This is a genomic window from Bradyrhizobium algeriense (assembly GCF_003062295.1).
Lineage (GTDB): Bacteria > Pseudomonadota > Alphaproteobacteria > Rhizobiales > Xanthobacteraceae > Bradyrhizobium > Bradyrhizobium algeriense.
Map to the genome: position 1 here is coordinate 61,566 of NZ_PYCN01000018.1, position 14,777 is coordinate 76,342.

Genomic DNA, 14,777 nt, shown 5'->3' on the forward strand with positions numbered 1-14,777 from the left:
CGGAGCTTCGCTTCGGCAATGGGGTGAGGGTTAACGACACGTTGCAATTCATCTCAAACAATCTGCCGGAGGCCGCCGTTTGTCAGGCTCAATTCTCCCGCGGTACCCATTGAGCAAGATCGGTGCCGAACCGGCGCAACGCACCATGTCGCTCGGCGGCGTGGTTAATCTGCCGGTTTTCCCGCGTATCTCACGGCTGGAGCGCCGCGGCCCCACGAGGCCAGCAATTTCCGGTACATCCGCCCCGTCCCACGGCGTCCACATTTGCGACAGGCCGAGGCCGCTCCAGCACTGCGATAACCATGGCGAACGCGCCATTCGTGCGCGTGCCCGTACTGGACTCGATATTGCAAAGCCGCTGATCTGAATCGTCGATCGCGTCGACGAATGGATTGCCGATGTTGGATTTTCGACGAAAACCCTTTTCGCAAGAAGCGGGCTGTGAGCCTCCTGTTCTTTTTGATACAGCCACCCTGTCCGGCCTGTATCCTTTTGCTACGGCGAGCGCTCATTGTCGCGACGGCTTCTTGCTGTCGGCCGGCTTTGCCAGAAAGCACGCAAGGACAGCCGATGTTTCGAACTGATCCGAGGCGGCGCAAAGGGCACAGCGTGAAGCGGCTGGTGCTGTTTCTGGCAGCCTTTGTGCTGACCGTGCTGCTTTTGGCTCATGTCGACAGCAACGCCGCCTCGCGCGCCGTTTCCACCCCGTCGAAATTCGCGGGCGCCTTCGTCAATTGGGGTCCGATAGGTCGCGAGCATACGCTGCAGGCGTGGGAAAAATGGCTGAAGCAGAAGCCGTCCTCGGTGCTCGGCGTCGACTTCTATGGCGGGACGACCTGGGAGGATTTCTCCAAAGTGAGCTGGGTTCCGGGTGTCTGGAAGAAGCTCAATCCCGCGCGCAATGTGGTCTGGTCGATCCCGCTGACCATGAAAGGAACGCCTCTCGCCGACGTGGCCGACGGGCTTCACGATGCCGAATTCGAGGCTGCCGCCCGGGCAATTTCAGAAGCGCATCCGCAGGCGATCATTCGGCTCGGCTGGGAGATGAACCTGTCCGAAATGGCGTGGTTCGCCAAAGGGCATGAAGCCGATTACATCAAGGCGTTCCGGCGCGTCGTGGAAATATTCAGGCGCCACTCCGCTACCTTCAAGTTCGACTGGTGTCCGGGGTGGGGGCCGCAGGAAATGCCGGCGGACGCGAGCTATCCCGGCGACGACGTCGTCGACTACATCGGCCTCGATGTCTACGACTTCAAGCATGAAGGTTCTGCGGAAGAGCGCTGGAACACCTTCTACGTCAAGGCGCCGTTCGGCCTGGAGTGGCACCGCGATTTTGCGCGCCGGCACGGCAAGCGGATGAGCTATCCCGAATGGGGCGTCGGCAATTTCGGCGACAACCCGTTCTTCATTCAGCAGATGCACGACTGGTTCATGAAGAACGAGGACAGCATTGCCTACGCCGCCTATTTCGACGTCGACGGGGCGTGGCCCACCCAGATCGATAACGGTCAGTTTCCGAACTCGCAACGCTTGTTCCGAAAGCTGTTCAGCCGCTGATCTGCGGTCAGCGTTCGGCGGATTAACCCCATCCGTTAACCGTCGCCGGAGATCGGTGCTTCGCGTCCCGCCGCCGGATCGAATATTGCACCACTGCGCACGTAGCGTTCGCCAACGCCGGATCGATCCGGAACGAACGATCTTATCGAGACGGAAATGTCCCGGAATAACGCCGGCCATCCCGTTTCGGGACGATGAGATTTATTTGTGAACGACGTGAACGTCATGGCACAGCCTTCGACCAGCGATCTCCGGATGGACGGGTCTGATCCGTCGGTCAGGGCGTTGCGCGCGCTGGTGGCGGTTTCGCCGGCGCTCGATCCCGGAATCGAAGTCGTCGTTTGCGTCCCCTGTTTCCGCCGGCCTCGATACCTGCGCCGGACGCTGGAATCGCTCGTTGCTCAGCGCACTCACCGTCGCTTCGCCGTCGTCATGGTGGAGAACGATGCCTCGAAGAGCGAGAGCGTTCCGGTTGCGGCCGAGTACCTCGCATCGGGGAAATTCGCAGGCGTGTGCGTGATCGAGCCACGGCAGGGCAATTGCCATGCGATCAACGCCGCCTTTGAGACGGCGCTGCAGATGTTCCCGGCGGCAACCAGTTTCCTGATGATCGACGATGACGAAATCGCGTCGCCGGACTGGCTGGAGCTGATGGTCAGGACTGCCGGTGCGACCGGTGCCGACATCGTCGGCGGACCGGTATTCCCAGAATTCGAGGACGAACGGAAGCGCGGGTTGCGGCGCCACCCGGCTTTTGCGCCGGCCTATGAGGCCTCAGGCCCGGTGCCGGTGATCTATGGCTGCGGCAATTGCCTGATCCGGCGCTCGGTGTTTACGCGGTTGGGCATGCCGGCGTTCGACCTTCGTTTCAATTTTCTGGGCGGCGGAGATACCGATTTCTTCTACCGCTGCATGAGGCTCGGTTTGCGCTTTCACTGGGTGGCTGAAGCCGTGATCAGCGAGACCGTGCCGCAAAGCCGCACCAGCCTGAGATGGCTGGTGACGCGCGGCCTGCGGATCGGCGCAATCAATTATCACGTCCAGCGCAAGGCGACGACTACGATCTGGCTGCGGGCGAAGTTGACCGCCAAATTGCTGGCGGCCTTGCCGCTTTCGCTTGTTTATGCCGTGCGCGCCATCCTGACCGAGCGTGAGCGGACCATTGCCATGCATCCCGTGACGGTGGCGATCGGCAGCGCGCTGGCGGCGTTCGGCCTCGAACCGCAGCCCTACAAGGCCTCGAAGATCATCTCATGAGTGAGCTCGTCGACGCATCCGAAATCCGCAGCCTTGCCGCCGGGATAGAGCGGCAGCAGGTGATGGACATCGTCCGCGGCGCGACATTCGTTGGAACGCTGCTGCTGGGCTGGATATCGCTGCATCCGTTCGTCAGTCTCGGCGATCTGCAGATCGGCGACGTCGGCACTGGAAACGAGCTGGCGACCTATGCGGTGTTCGGCGCCCTGAGCGTGCTGACGGTTGCATTGGCATTGCGAAACGACGCGCGGGGCCTGGCGACGCTGTTGTCGCCGGCGTTTGTCCTGTTCGGCGCCTGGCTCACGGTGACCGTCGTGTTGTCGCTCGACCCGACAACGTCGATCAAGCGCCTTTCCCTGACAATCTGCGTCGTCGCGGTGACCGCCGCGCTGATGCTGCTGCCGAAGTCGCAGCAGGAATTGATGCACTGGTTCACGATCGCGGCGCTGGCATTGCTGGCGATCTGCTATCTCGGAATATTGCTGGCCCCCGATCTTTCGATTCACCTGGCGACCGATCCGCAGGAGCCTGGCCTCGCCGGCAACTGGCGCGGCGCGTTCGGCCACAAGAACCAGGCCGCGTCCATCATGGTGGTGGTGCTGTTTCTCGGCGTCTACGTCCTCCGCTCCGGCCTGTGGCTATCCGGTGCCGCCATCATCGCGCTCGCCTCGTTGTTTCTGCTGTATTCGGCCGGAAAGAGCTCGCTGACCCTGTGCTTTGTGGTGCTGCTGCTGACGTCGACAATCTCTTTCATCCGCGCGCTCTGGCTTCGCGCGATCATCTTGCTCACGCCGCTGGTATTGCTGAACCTGCTTAGCATCGGCGCGGTGATGTCTGAGGGCCTCGCCGGGATTTCCAGGTTGCTGCCGTTCGATTCGACATTTACCGGCCGCACCGACATCTGGGCGTTTGCATTGCAGTCGCTCCATGCGCGGCTGCTCACCGGCTATGGCTTTGCGTCCTTCTGGGGCAGCAGCGCCATTCAAAATCTGCCGGAAGGCAAGGAGTGGGCTGGCTTTGCCGCGCACAGCCACAATGGCTATCTCGACACTGCGCTGGGCACGGGCCTGCCCGGGCTCGCCTTGCTCATCCTGGTGCTGGTGATCCTTCCTTTAAGGAATTTTCAGCGGGCGGATGAGGGCGGCAACAACGGTCCGCTCGCCATGATGCTGCTGCGGATCTGGCTGTTCGGGCTCTATCTGTCGGCGATGGAAAGCTTCTTCCTCGACCGTTCCGAGCCCTCGTGGTTCACGTTCCTGTTGGCGGTATTCGGCCTGCACTATCTCGCGCGGTTCCGGGCGAAAGCCTGAGGTTCAAAGCTGCGCCCGCACCGCTTCGGCGATATCCTTCCACCAGCCGTCGAAATCGAACGGCCAGTGCACCGGTGGCCGTTTGACCACCGAGGCGATCCGGTCGGCATAGGTCTCGTTGTCAGCGCCGCGCGCGACCAGCACGACGGCGCCACGCGCGATCAATTCCTTGAAGCGCGGATGGTGGTCGAATTCTTCAGGCAGCACGGGACCAGCGACGATCAGCGGACGGCCGGACTGCACGCAGGTGAGAATGCTGGAGCGCCGCGCGGTGAGCCCCTCATCGAGCGGATAACAGAATGCGTCGATCTCGCTGAACAGGCCGAACACCTCGTGATCGGAGGCGACGAATCCGGAGACGATCACATCGTCGGCGATGCCAAGTTCTCTGGCGCGAGCATGAAACTCCTGCTCGACCTTGTCGACGCCGCGAATGAAGGAGCCGATGTAGACGATCAGCGGCTGGAGCCCGCGCTGCTTCAGGATCGCGCCGATCTCGAGCAGCGCATTGGGTTGCTTGCCCGGATAGATCGATCCAAAGTGACCAATCAGCAGCCGTCCGTCGCGCTTTGCGGCGATGAGGCGGTGCCGCAATTTCGAATCCTGAATTCCCACAGGGGCTTCGATGTTCGGCGGCAGCGGCGCCAGCACGCTCTTTCTGGCGGTCCAGCCGAGCAGGGGATCGTCCGCGAGCTCACGCCGCACCAGCGGCGAGAACATGACGATGGTGTCGGCAAGCAGCAGCGCCGGCACATAGGTGATGCGGCGCAGCCAATGCAGCCCGGTCCATTCGTGCTGGATCAGGACGACCTTGCGCCGGCGCAGCCGGGCTATCGCCATTGCCAAAAGCGGCGTGAACATCACGCGCTTCCAGGCCACGATCGGGAAGTTGCAGACCACGCTTTGCGTCGCGCCGACCGCGCGCCAGATATCGGCAAGCGAGCCTTCACTGCGCGTTAGCGTTAATGTCGTGCTGGTGCCGGGCTCGAGCTTTTCGATCGTCTCCTGCAACAGGCGGGTGAACTGGCCGACGCCGCAATGCATCTGCGGCCCTGCGCCGAGAAACAGCGCCCGATATCGGGTTTCTCCAGTCATCGTGCGGCGGGTTTCCAGGAGCGGTCGGCGTTAGCCATACATCCCAGACATTAGCTTCCGGTAAGCGGCAGCGTCCGCCCGGCACCGTTCTTGCCAATTCGATCATGAAGAGCGTCCGGCCGTCTCATTACGGGACATCGGGCGGTGACGGCAATGGCGGCAGGGCGCGATTTCGGGACAGCCGGAATACGGCGCAGGCAACGGAAGTCAGCAGGAGCGCGGCGATGACGGGCAAGATCTTCAGCAGATGGGATGAGACCCATTCCGAGCTTTGGAGCCACCAGCCGATCCGGCTCGAACACGAGATGCACAAATCGCCGGCGTTCTCGATGGACGAACTCGCGCAGTTGATCGAGAGCTATCCGCGCGAGCACTACAGCCTGGTCAAGACGGGCGCCAGGGGATCCAGCCGCGTGTGGCGCGAGGGCGATATCGGCAACCTCTCCGGCCGGCAGGTCATCGAAGCGATTTCCCGCGGCGGGCTCTGGCTCAATATGCGCGACGTCGGCTCCGTCGATAGCCGTTACCGCAAGCTGGTCGACCGGATGTTCGAGGAGATCGCGGCCAAGGTTCCGGGGTTCGTGGTGCCGAACCACCAGGCCGGCATTCTGATCTCCTCGCCGGACGCGCAGGTCTATTATCACGCCGATCTGCCGGGGCAGGGCCTGATCCAGATCGCCGGCCGCAAGCGGGTCTACGTCTATCCAAACACCGCGCCCTTCATCAAGCCGCAACACCTCGAGGACATCGCGCTGTTCGATGTCGAGGTCGACCTGCCTTACGCGCCCTGGTACGACGCCCATGCGCAGGTGTTTGATCTCGAACCCGGCCAGATGCTGAACTGGCCGCTGAACGCGCCGCACCGCGTCGAGAATCTCGGCACCGTCAATATCTCCATGACGGTATCCTACGGCAACGACGAGATCCGCCGCGCCCAGATCGTCCATCTCGCCAACGGCCTGCTGCGTCATCGCTTCGGCTATACGCCGAAGACCAGCAATCTGCGCGGGCCGTCGTTTTTCGCCAAGAAGGTGCTGCAAAAACTCGTGCGCGACAGCAAGTGGGTCAAGCGCGAGCGCAAGGCCCGTCGCGGGATCGATTTCCGCCTCGACGCCACTGAGCCCGGCAAGATCGTCGATCTGCCGAAGGCGGCATAGATCGCAACGCCGATGACGGTGCTGACGACCAGTGCGGGGCAATTGGCGGCGCGGCCGAAAAGCCGTGCGGCCGGATTCCGCGTCGAATTGCTGCGCGACTGGCAACAGGCCCTCGCGCGCTGGCACGACATCAGCCCGTCGACGCCGTTCCAGCATCCGCAGTGGTATGACGCGTGGTACGCCGCTTTCGACGGTACCGAGGGCGTGGCGCCTTTAATCGCTGTTGTCACCGATGCATCGACCCATGAGCCGGCGATGCTGCTGCCGCTGATCCGCCGCCGACAAGACAAGATCACAACGATCGAATTCGCCGATCTCAATCTGACCGACTACAACGCGCCGATCCTGGGCAGCGCAGCGCCGCGTGATGCCAAAGCGATGCGCGCGCTGTGGCGCAGCCTGCTGTCGGCGCTGCGCCGCATGCCTGAGGCGGCCGATCTCATCCGCATTCGCAAGGTGCCCATCGATCTCGATGGCAGGCCCAATCCGCTCGCCTTGCTCGATACCGGCGGTCCGTGCTTGCTCAACGGCAATCTCGTCACCACCGGCGAGGATTACGACGCCTGGCGCTACACGCTGCAAAAAGTCGTGCGCACAGAGCTGCAACGGTGCTGGCGCGTCTTCACGCGCGATCCCGCCGCTTCCTTTGCGATCGTCACCGATACCAGTGAAGCGTTGCGGATTCTCGCGACCACCGAGGTTCAGCAAGGCGCGCGGATGAAGAGCCTCGGGCGGAACTACGTCCTCAATGACGAGACCTGCGCGGCGTTCTACCGCAACCTGGTGCGCGATGGTGTCGGCAATGGCTATGCGCTGGTCTCGGTGCTCACGGCCGCCGGCGACGAGATCGTGGCGACGCTGCTCGGCATCAGGACCGGCTCACGCTACGTGATGGTCCGCATCAGCAACGCCGGCGAGAAATGGTCGAACTGTTCGCCGGGCCGGCTGATCATCGAGCGCACCATGGCTGCCCTTCACAAGGACGGCGTGCGCGAGTTCGACTTCTCCGTCGGCAATTACGCCTACAAGCGCCGCTTCGGCGTGACGCCCGTGTCCTTGATCGACATCAGCGCCGCCTTGAGCTGGCGCGGATGGCCCTCCGCACAGCGCGACCATATGGTGCGCGCAGTGCGTAACTATCCGCGGCTCGACGCCTGGCTGAGGCGCACGCTCGGTAAGTCGCTGTCACGCGAAGAGAATTGACGCGCTGGGACGGCGCGGCCACGGTTGTGCAAATATGCCACACATATCAGGATTATGTGGACGTTCTGCCTGTGTTCGCGAGAGTTCATGATCGCTTGCACGCCAGAGGCGTATGATTCGCCTCGGGTCAGGGATTACTGGTGAATGCCTTCTTGGGTGTCTTCTTGGGGAGAGCCGACATGCCAGCCTACATCCATCATCACGACGATACGGAACCCGCCTTTGTCATCTGTCCGAGCTGCGTCGGAATTCCGATGTATGTGCGCGACGTCGAGCCGCATTGGAGCATGGCGAAGATCGACTTCACCTTTGAGTGCGCCGACTGCGGCGCCCAGGTTCGCCAGACCATTGTGAAGCCGGAAGTGCGGCATTAGGTGACGGATCCGTAGGCTGGGCAAAGGCGCGTTTGCGCCGTGCCCACCATGTTTTCCGCAAGCCGAAGATGGTGGGCACGCTGCGCCTTGCCCACCCTACGCAGCATCAAACCTGCCGCACCACGCCCGGCTTGCCCGGATCGCATTCCAGCGCGTCGCGATCCCACTTCGCTGCGATCGCTGCGGCCTCATAGGTGCTTTGCAGGAAATCGAGCAGCGCCTTGTCAGGATCAGCCGCCGTTCGCACCGCGTCGTAGGGCAGAATGAATTCGCCGAGCGCTTCGCTGAAGAACGCCGCGTCGGGGCGCGCCTTCGTCGCGCGGAAGCCTGATGGCTCGGGATAGGCATAGGAATAGAACGCGGGATAATCGATCGCGCCGCCGCCTGGCCAGAAGCCGGCGCTGCTCACTTCATGCGAATAGGCTTCATGAGCGACCGCATCGGGTAAATGCGGCACGCCGCCGGGATGGCGCGGCGCGCGACGGCCCGAGAAGCGCGTCACCGCGAGATCGAAACTGCCCCAGAAGAAATGCACCGGGCTTGCCTTGCCGAGAAAGCCGGTGCGGAATTGCTTGAAGACGCGGTCGCAGCTGACGAGGATTTGCAGGAAGCGCCCGACGGCATGGGGGTCGTAGGAGGCGTGCGCGGTGTCTTCGGAGAATTTTATCGGGTCGGGCAATTCGTTCGGCATCTCGTCGATCGCAACGGCAATGCCGAGTTCGGCAAGCGCCGCCATGACGGCGGCGTAGAAGCTGGCGACCGAATGTCCTGCTAGCGTAAATTGCTCCAGCGAGCCGTCGCTGGTCGAGATGCGCAGCGTGTGGTCAATGAAATCGAAATCGATCTGGAACGTTCGCGCGCCGTCGGGGACCGGCGACGTCGTCAATCCGCGCGGCGTGACATAGAGCGTCACGTGCCAGGAATGATTGAGCCAGGGCGATTTGGTCAGCCGGATCTTGCCGATGATCTGGGTCCAGAGCTGCAGCGTCGCACAGGTGTCACGCCACGCTGCGGTCGGCAGTTCCGGCCACGGGGTCTGCGAATTACTGCTCATGCCAGAACCTTGTGCGTGCCTGCCCCGGAACGCGTAGCACGAATTCACGAGGGCCTTAAAACCGGCGGCTCACTATTTCGTGCATTCCGGGCAGCGCCGCTGTCCGCGCGAGGCGCGGTAGAGGCTCCTGCACCACCAGCGTCGCGCCATGGCCTGCAGCGGCCGGCGTGCCAGTTGAGCGATAAAGAGAAATTCGACCATCATTGCTTCAGTCGTCCCACGAGGGACGAGATAGGGCGGCATTCCCGAATGAGAATGCCGCCCACCTCGCATCAGCCATGCAATTTGCTGGCGGTCTCCGCGATGACGCGTCCTTGATAGCGCGCGCCGGCGAGTTCGTTTTCGCTCGGCTGGCGGCTGCCGTCGCCGCCGGTGATCGTGGTGGCGCCATAGGGCGCGCCGCCGGTGACTTCGTCGAGCTTCATCTGGCCGGCGAAGCCGTAGTTCAGGCCGACGATGGTCATGCCGAAGTGCAGCAGGTTGGTGATGATCGAGAACAGTGTGGTTTCCTGTCCGCCGTGCTGGGTCGCCGTTGAAGTAAAGGCGCCGCCGACCTTGCCGTGCAGTGCGCCCTTGGCCCAGAGGCCGCCGGCCTGGTCGAGGAAGTTCGCCATCTGCGACGTCATCCGGCCAAAGCGCGTGCCGGTGCCGATGACGATCGCGTCGTAATTGGCGAGATCCTCGATCTTGGCCATGGGGGCGGCCTGATCGAGCTTGTAATACGACGCCTTGGCGACCGCTTCGGGCACCAGCTCCGGCACGCGCTTGATGTCGACGGTGGCGCCGGCCTTGCGCGCGCCTTCCGCGACGGCATTCGCCATCGCCTCGATGTGACCGTAGGCGGAATAATAGAGCACGAGTACTTTGGCCATGATGGCTTTCCTTTGGGTTGATGTGAGAGACAAAATTCCGTCGTCATGCCCGGCCTTGTGCCGGGCATCCACGTCTTCCTTCGGCGTAGATGGCCGGGACAAGCCCGGCCATGACGGGGAGGGTGAGCGCTACGCCGCGTCGACCAGCACCAGTTCGGAATCTTCCAGCGCGGTAATCGTCAGCTTCGCCTCGTTGCGGATCGCGGCGCCGTCGCGGGCATTGACGCGCACGCCGTTGACTTCGACGCTGCCGACCGCCGGCACCAGATAGAGGTGACGCGCCTTGTGCGGTTCGTATTCCGCGCTCTCGCCGGCCTTCAGCGTGGTGGCGAGCACCCGCGCGTCGGCCCGGATCGGCAGCGCGTCCTTGTCGCCTTCAATGCCGCTGGCGATGGTGACGAGCTTGCCGGAGCGATCCGACTTCGGAAACGGTTTTGCGCCCCAGGTCGGCTGGCCGCCTTTCGTCGTCGGCTCGATCCAGATCTGGAATATCTTGGTCTTCGCAGGTTCCAGGTTGTACTCGGAATGACGAATGCCGCTTCCTGCGCTCATCACCTGCACGTCGCCGGCTTCCGTGCGGCCCTTGTTGCCGAGCGAGTCCTGGTGCGTGATCGCGCCTTCACGGACATAGGTGATGATTTCCATGTTGGCGTGGGGATGGGCGGGAAAGCCGGTGTTCGGCGCAATCTCGTCATCGTTCCACACCCGCAAGGAGCCGTGGCCCATATTATCAGGGTCGTAGTGGCTGCCGAACGAGAAGTGATGTTTTGCCTTCAGCCAGCCGTGGTCGGCGCCACCGAGTTTTGCAAATGGTCTGAGTTCGATCATGGGATATTCCTTCGTTGAAAGTTTTTTGAACTAAGCGGCCGGGCAGCATGCGCCCGACCTCGCTGGATTTGAGTTACGCGCCGAAGCCGCCGTCGACGTTGAGCACCGTGCCGGTCACGAACGAGGCTTCGGGGCTCGCGAGGAACAGCACGCCGGCCGCGATTTCTTCCGGCTTGCCAAAACGCTGCAGCGCGTGCTGCTTGCGCTGAAGGTCGGCGAAGTCGCGGTCGTCATCCGGGTTCATGTCGGTGTCGATCGAGCCCGGCTGCAGCACGTTGACGGTGATGCCGCGGGGACCGAGGTCGCGCGCCGCGCCCTTGGTGTAGCCGACGACGGCGGCCTTGGTGGCAGCGTAGTCGGCAAGGCCGGGGAACGAAGCGCGGGTTGCGATATCGGAGCCGATCGTGACGATGCGGCCGCCTTCGCCCATCAGCTTCGCCGCCGCGCGGATCGCCGTGATGACGCCGTGGACATTGACAGCGTCCTGACGGGCCAATGCAGCGGTGTCGGCGTCGGGATCGTCAACCGCGCCGCCAACGGCAACGCCGGCATTGTTGACGAGGATGTCGAGCCGGCCGAAATCCTTGGCGACGTTCTTCACCAATTGGTCGACATCGACGGAGGAGGCTTGGTCGGCCTTGTAGGCGCGGGCGTTGACGCCCTTGGCCTTCAGTTCGGCGACGACGGCCTCGGCCTTGTCGGGGGAGGCGACATAACTGATCGCGACGTTGGCGCCTTCTGCTGCGAGGGCGCGGGCAGAAGCCGCGCCGATGCCGCGCGAACCGCCGGTGACGAGGGCTACCTTGCCTGAGAGCTTCTTGGTCATGGGATTACTCCGTTGCTTGAATTCCGATGGCCATTGGATATGCCGCCCGACGTGGTATAGAAATAGAAACTATTGAAACTTATTGTTTCCAAAATTGAGCCTTGGAGGCGATCCGAATGTCAAAGCTCCCGGATTTCGAGGCGCTGGCGATTTTCGCAAAAGTCGTGGAGTTAAGGTCGTTTGCGGCCGCCGCGACCGAACTGGCGCTGTCCAAGGCCACGGTGTCCAAGGCGGTCAGCCGGCTCGAGCAGCGGCTCGGCGCGCGGCTGTTCAACCGCACTTCGCGGCGGCTGGCGCTGACCGATGCCGGGCAAAAGCTCGCCGAGCGCGCCGCGCGCCTGCTCGCCGATGGCGAGGACGCCGAGAACGAGGCGCTGTCGCAATCGATGGCGCCGCGCGGGCTGGTGCGGCTCGCGGTGCCGATGACGTTCGGGGTGAAGGCCGTCGCGCCGATCCTGCCGGAATTTCTCGCGGCTTACCCGGAAGTCTCGATCGACCTTCATCTGAGCGACGCAACCGTGGACCTGATCGGCGAAGGGTTCGACGCAGGCCTGCGCATCGCACGGCTGCCGGATTCTTCGCTGATCGCACGGCGGCTCTGCGCGATGCCGCGCTACACGGTGGCAGCGCCGTCGTACTTGAAGCGCCACGGCAGGCCGACGCATCCGATGCATCTCGCTGAGCATAAATGTTTCGGCTACGCCTATCTCTCCACACCCGGCGTCTGGCACTACACCAACGCATCAGGCGAGCAGGCCAGCGTCCGTCCCGCAGGCCAGCTTCGCGTCAACAACGGCGAGGCACTGTTGCCGTCGGTCATCGCAGGCCTCGGCATCGCCGACCTGCCGGACTTCATCGTCGGCGACGCCATCGCCTCCGGCCAAGTCGAGGTAATCCTGAAAGGCTGGCACCAGCCGGAAGGCGCCGTGCATCTGGTAACCCCACCCGGCGGCCCGCGGCCCGCGCGCGTGGAAGTGCTGGCGGAGTTTCTGGCAAAGCATTTTTCCAAAGCAAAGAAGCGGAAGTAGCCGGTTCACCCTCCCCTGGAGGGGGAGGGTCGCCGCGTGGCGGCGGGGCGGGGTGACGGTCTCTCCACGTCTAACAGTGCCCGAGTGGAGAGATCACCCCACCCCGTCTCACATTCCGCTGCGCTACACGTGAGCCGACCCAAGAGCGAGCTACGCTCGTCTCGACCCCTCCAGGGGAGCGTAAGCGTGCAGCTATCGCAATGTCAGCGGTTTCGGTTAGGCTGCTTTCAAAACAAGACAACCGGGGAGAAACCACCAATGAACCGCCGCGAACTCCTGAAGGCAGCCGCCGCGCTGCCGCTGGCACAAGCCGCGCTCTCCAACGCCGCCTTCGCGCAAACCCCATACCCCTCGCGCAACATCACCATGATCGTGCCGTTCCCGCCCGGCGGCCAGGCCGATCTCGCCGCGCGACCGATCGCGCAGGCGCTGGAGCGGATCCTCGGCAAGCCCGTGATCGTCGACAACCGCGCCGGCGGTGGTGGCGGCTCGGTCGGCAATGCGGCGGCGGCGCGCGCCGAGCCCGATGGCCACACGCTGCTGATGACGCTGTCCTCGCTGGCCGTGCTGCCGGAAGCCGACCGGCTGTTCGATCGGCCGGTGGCGTATGAAGTCTCGCAGTTCGCGCCGATCGCGCGGGTGCTCGCCGATCCCACGTTGCTCGCCGTGCCGGCCTCGGCGCCGTGGAAGACGCTGCAGGAATTCGTCGACGATGCGAAGAAGCGTCCCGGGCAGATTCCATATGGCTCGTCCGGTCCGTACGGCACGCTGCATGTGGCGATGGAAATGTTCGCGGCGAGTGCCGGCATCAAGCTGCTGCACGTGCCGTTCCGCGGCGCAGGCCCCGCGCTGGCCGCGCTGTTGGGCGGCACTGTGCAGGCGATGGCGTCAGCACCGGGTACGCTGAAGCAGCAGGTCGATGACGGCAAGATGCGCGTGCTCGCCAACTGGGGCGCCGTGCGCGTCAAGAGTTTCCCCGACCTGCCGACTTTTCGCGAACTCGGTTACAAGGATGTCGAGTTCTACATCTGGGCTGGACTATTCGCGCAGAGCGCGTTGCCGGCGCCCATCATGACACGGCTGCGCGAGGCGATGGCGGAAGCCGTGAAAGCGCCCGAGGTGGTCAAGACGTTCGAAACCGCCGGCAGTCCCGTCGCCTATCAGGACGCGCCGGAATTCTCAAAGTTCGTCGCCGAAGACAGCGCGCGGCTGGTCGCGGCGGTGAAGAAGATCGGTAAGGTGGAATAGCGGAACCCACTTCACATTTTTTTGTTCGCACCAACGTCGCGTGGCCGCATTCATTCGTCAGGCTGAACGCCGCCGCCGCGTGGAGTTCCGCGCCAACTTGAAAATCGAAAAGAAAGGACTTGATCCATGCAAACGCAACGGATTGTCCTGGGCCTTGCCGTTGCGATCGCCGGCATCGGCGCTATCGCCCCCGCATCTGCGCAGGAATATCGCGGAACCTGGGAACAGCAGATGGCCTGCACGCCCGACGTCTGGCGCCTCTGCGGCGATCAGATCCCCGATGTCAGCCGGATCGTGGCCTGCTTGCGGCAGAACACGCCGCAGCTCTCCAGTGGTTGCCGCGCGGTATTCGAATCGCAGGCCAATGCGCAGCAGCCAACACAGCGTGTGCCACAGCAGACGGTGCCTCGTTCGCGCGCGCCGCAACAAGTGCAGCCGCAGGCCGTGCGGCCCCAGCCGCGACCGTTCTATGAGGAGGATGAATAGGCTGGCGCTTCCTGCGCGGGCCTGATCTCGCAGACATCGACCCACTCGGCCGACGTCAGTTCCGCCATGCGCGCCGGCGTGATTTTCACCGCGCTATGCGTTGAGCCTGCGGCCGGCACCACGACGTCGAACGCCTTCAGCGACACGTCGCAATAGACCGGCAGCGGCGTCTTCAATCCGAACGGGCAGACGCCGCCGACTTCATGGCCGGTGATTTCGGCGACTTCCTCAAGGCCGAGCATCTTCGGCTTGCCCCCGAACAGCGCCTTCACCTTCTTGTTGTCCATCCGCGACGTGCCGGCGGCTACGATCAGCACCACGCGGTCGCCGACGCGCAAGCTCAGCGTTTTTGCGATCCGCGCCGGCTCGACGCCATAGGCTTCGGCGGCCAGTGCCACGGTGGCGGAGCTCATGCTGGATTCGATCACGGAGATATCGGGCGCCTTCTCGGCGAAGAAGGCGCGGACGGACTCAAGACTCAT

At 63.5% G+C, this 14,777-nt stretch carries 15 protein-coding genes; 9 read left to right on the forward strand and 6 right to left on the reverse strand.

From position 1 onward, the window contains the following. Nucleotides 1-570 precede the first annotated feature (570 nt). The 3 genes from C7G61_RS27935 to C7G61_RS27945 all read left to right on the forward strand — a co-directional run bounded on the left by C7G61_RS27935 (nucleotide 571) and on the right by C7G61_RS27945 (nucleotide 4,124). Nucleotides 571-1,557: a glycoside hydrolase family 26 protein gene (locus C7G61_RS27935; protein ID WP_190242008.1), complete on the forward strand. Its 987-nt coding sequence runs from the start codon at nucleotides 571-573 to the stop codon at nucleotides 1,555-1,557. 255 nt (nucleotides 1,558-1,812) lie between these two features. Further along, nucleotides 1,813-2,814, forward strand: a complete 1,002-nt coding sequence (locus C7G61_RS27940; protein ID WP_244608505.1) for a glycosyltransferase family 2 protein — start codon at nucleotides 1,813-1,815, stop codon at nucleotides 2,812-2,814. Next, nucleotides 2,811-4,124: an O-antigen ligase family protein gene (locus C7G61_RS27945; protein WP_108519902.1), complete on the forward strand. Its 1,314-nt coding sequence runs from the start codon at nucleotides 2,811-2,813 to the stop codon at nucleotides 4,122-4,124. Before C7G61_RS27940 ends, C7G61_RS27945 begins: the two co-directional genes overlap by 4 nt. A 3-nt stretch (nucleotides 4,125-4,127) precedes the next feature. Here C7G61_RS27945 and C7G61_RS27950 read toward each other — a convergent pair whose 3' ends face one another. Further along, nucleotides 4,128-5,219 (reverse strand): glycosyltransferase family protein, encoded by a 1,092-nt coding sequence (locus C7G61_RS27950; protein ID WP_108519903.1) that lies wholly within the window; start codon nucleotides 5,217-5,219, stop codon nucleotides 4,128-4,130. 224 nt (nucleotides 5,220-5,443) lie between these two features. Between C7G61_RS27950 and C7G61_RS27955 the strand changes: the two genes are divergently transcribed. From C7G61_RS27955 to C7G61_RS27965, 3 genes are all read left to right on the forward strand, one after another. Then, nucleotides 5,444-6,376, forward strand: a complete 933-nt coding sequence (locus C7G61_RS27955; protein ID WP_108519904.1) for a cupin-like domain-containing protein — start codon at nucleotides 5,444-5,446, stop codon at nucleotides 6,374-6,376. 12 nt (nucleotides 6,377-6,388) lie between these two features. Then, nucleotides 6,389-7,579, forward strand: coding sequence for a GNAT family N-acetyltransferase (locus tag C7G61_RS27960; protein WP_108519905.1), 1,191 nt, complete (start codon nucleotides 6,389-6,391; stop codon nucleotides 7,577-7,579). Nucleotides 7,580-7,758: 179 nt separating this feature from the next. Then, nucleotides 7,759-7,953, forward strand: a complete 195-nt coding sequence (locus C7G61_RS27965; protein ID WP_108519906.1) for a hypothetical protein — start codon at nucleotides 7,759-7,761, stop codon at nucleotides 7,951-7,953. 106 nt (nucleotides 7,954-8,059) lie between these two features. Here the strand turns inward: C7G61_RS27965 and C7G61_RS27970 are convergent, their stop codons facing one another. From C7G61_RS27970 to C7G61_RS27985, 4 genes are all read right to left on the reverse strand, one after another. Continuing rightward, nucleotides 8,060-9,007, reverse strand: a complete 948-nt coding sequence (locus C7G61_RS27970) for a DUF5996 family protein (RefSeq protein ID WP_108519907.1) — start codon at nucleotides 9,005-9,007, stop codon at nucleotides 8,060-8,062. A gap of 272 nt (nucleotides 9,008-9,279) precedes the next feature. Beyond that, nucleotides 9,280-9,879 carry an NAD(P)H:quinone oxidoreductase gene (gene wrbA / locus C7G61_RS27975; protein WP_108519908.1) on the reverse strand — a complete coding sequence of 200 codons (600 nt, stop codon included), beginning with the start codon at nucleotides 9,877-9,879 and terminating at the stop codon, nucleotides 9,280-9,282. Nucleotides 9,880-10,008: 129 nt separating this feature from the next. Then, complete coding sequence (locus C7G61_RS27980) at nucleotides 10,009-10,707, reverse strand: pirin family protein (protein ID WP_108519909.1); 699 nt, start codon at nucleotides 10,705-10,707, stop codon at nucleotides 10,009-10,011. 73 nt (nucleotides 10,708-10,780) lie between these two features. Further along, the gene (locus C7G61_RS27985) at nucleotides 10,781-11,533 is read right to left on the reverse strand and encodes an SDR family oxidoreductase (protein ID WP_108519910.1); all 753 of its coding nucleotides are present in this window, start codon (nucleotides 11,531-11,533) and stop codon (nucleotides 10,781-10,783) included. 116 nt (nucleotides 11,534-11,649) lie between these two features. On the opposite strand from C7G61_RS27985, the gene C7G61_RS27990 reads away from it, so the two are divergent. The 3 genes from C7G61_RS27990 to C7G61_RS28000 all read left to right on the forward strand — a co-directional run bounded on the left by C7G61_RS27990 (nucleotide 11,650) and on the right by C7G61_RS28000 (nucleotide 14,295). After that, entirely contained in the window at nucleotides 11,650-12,561 is a 912-nt protein-coding gene (locus C7G61_RS27990; RefSeq protein ID WP_108519911.1) for a LysR family transcriptional regulator, read from the forward strand. A gap of 258 nt (nucleotides 12,562-12,819) precedes the next feature. After that, complete coding sequence (locus tag C7G61_RS27995) at nucleotides 12,820-13,809, forward strand: tripartite tricarboxylate transporter substrate binding protein (RefSeq protein ID WP_108519912.1); 990 nt, start codon at nucleotides 12,820-12,822, stop codon at nucleotides 13,807-13,809. A 126-nt stretch (nucleotides 13,810-13,935) separates the two neighbouring features. Beyond that, on the forward strand, nucleotides 13,936-14,295 hold the full coding sequence (locus C7G61_RS28000) for a hypothetical protein (protein WP_108519913.1): 360 nt from the start codon (nucleotides 13,936-13,938) through the stop codon (nucleotides 14,293-14,295). Here C7G61_RS28000 and C7G61_RS28005 read toward each other — a convergent pair. Then, a complete protein-coding gene (locus C7G61_RS28005; protein ID WP_108519914.1) occupies nucleotides 14,277-14,777 on the reverse strand; it encodes a YbaK/EbsC family protein in 501 nt (166 codons plus the stop codon). The two genes, C7G61_RS28000 and C7G61_RS28005, sit on opposite strands and share 19 nt — an antisense overlap.

What these genes read in the sequence shown, in the direction of transcription:
- C7G61_RS27935 (WP_190242008.1), top strand. Translation starts at nt 571, where the DNA reads ATGTTTCGAACTGATCCGAGGCGGCGCAAAGGGCACAGCGTGAAGCGG.
- C7G61_RS27940 (WP_244608505.1), top strand. Translation starts at nt 1,813, where the DNA reads ATGGACGGGTCTGATCCGTCGGTCAGGGCGTTGCGCGCGCTGGTGGCG.
- C7G61_RS27945 (WP_108519902.1), top strand. Translation starts at nt 2,811, where the DNA reads ATGAGTGAGCTCGTCGACGCATCCGAAATCCGCAGCCTTGCCGCCGGG.
- C7G61_RS27950 (WP_108519903.1), bottom strand. Translation starts at nt 5,219, where the DNA reads ATGACTGGAGAAACCCGATATCGGGCGCTGTTTCTCGGCGCAGGGCCG.
- C7G61_RS27955 (WP_108519904.1), top strand. Translation starts at nt 5,444, where the DNA reads ATGACGGGCAAGATCTTCAGCAGATGGGATGAGACCCATTCCGAGCTT.
- C7G61_RS27960 (WP_108519905.1), top strand. Translation starts at nt 6,389, where the DNA reads ATGACGGTGCTGACGACCAGTGCGGGGCAATTGGCGGCGCGGCCGAAA.
- C7G61_RS27965 (WP_108519906.1), top strand. Translation starts at nt 7,759, where the DNA reads ATGCCAGCCTACATCCATCATCACGACGATACGGAACCCGCCTTTGTC.
- C7G61_RS27970 (WP_108519907.1), bottom strand. Translation starts at nt 9,007, where the DNA reads ATGAGCAGTAATTCGCAGACCCCGTGGCCGGAACTGCCGACCGCAGCG.
- wrbA (WP_108519908.1), bottom strand. Translation starts at nt 9,879, where the DNA reads ATGGCCAAAGTACTCGTGCTCTATTATTCCGCCTACGGTCACATCGAG.
- C7G61_RS27980 (WP_108519909.1), bottom strand. Translation starts at nt 10,707, where the DNA reads ATGATCGAACTCAGACCATTTGCAAAACTCGGTGGCGCCGACCACGGC.
- C7G61_RS27985 (WP_108519910.1), bottom strand. Translation starts at nt 11,533, where the DNA reads ATGACCAAGAAGCTCTCAGGCAAGGTAGCCCTCGTCACCGGCGGTTCG.
- C7G61_RS27990 (WP_108519911.1), top strand. Translation starts at nt 11,650, where the DNA reads ATGTCAAAGCTCCCGGATTTCGAGGCGCTGGCGATTTTCGCAAAAGTC.
- C7G61_RS27995 (WP_108519912.1), top strand. Translation starts at nt 12,820, where the DNA reads ATGAACCGCCGCGAACTCCTGAAGGCAGCCGCCGCGCTGCCGCTGGCA.
- C7G61_RS28000 (WP_108519913.1), top strand. Translation starts at nt 13,936, where the DNA reads ATGCAAACGCAACGGATTGTCCTGGGCCTTGCCGTTGCGATCGCCGGC.
- C7G61_RS28005 (WP_108519914.1), bottom strand. Translation starts at nt 14,777, where the DNA reads ATGAGTCTTGAGTCCGTCCGCGCCTTCTTCGCCGAGAAGGCGCCCGAT.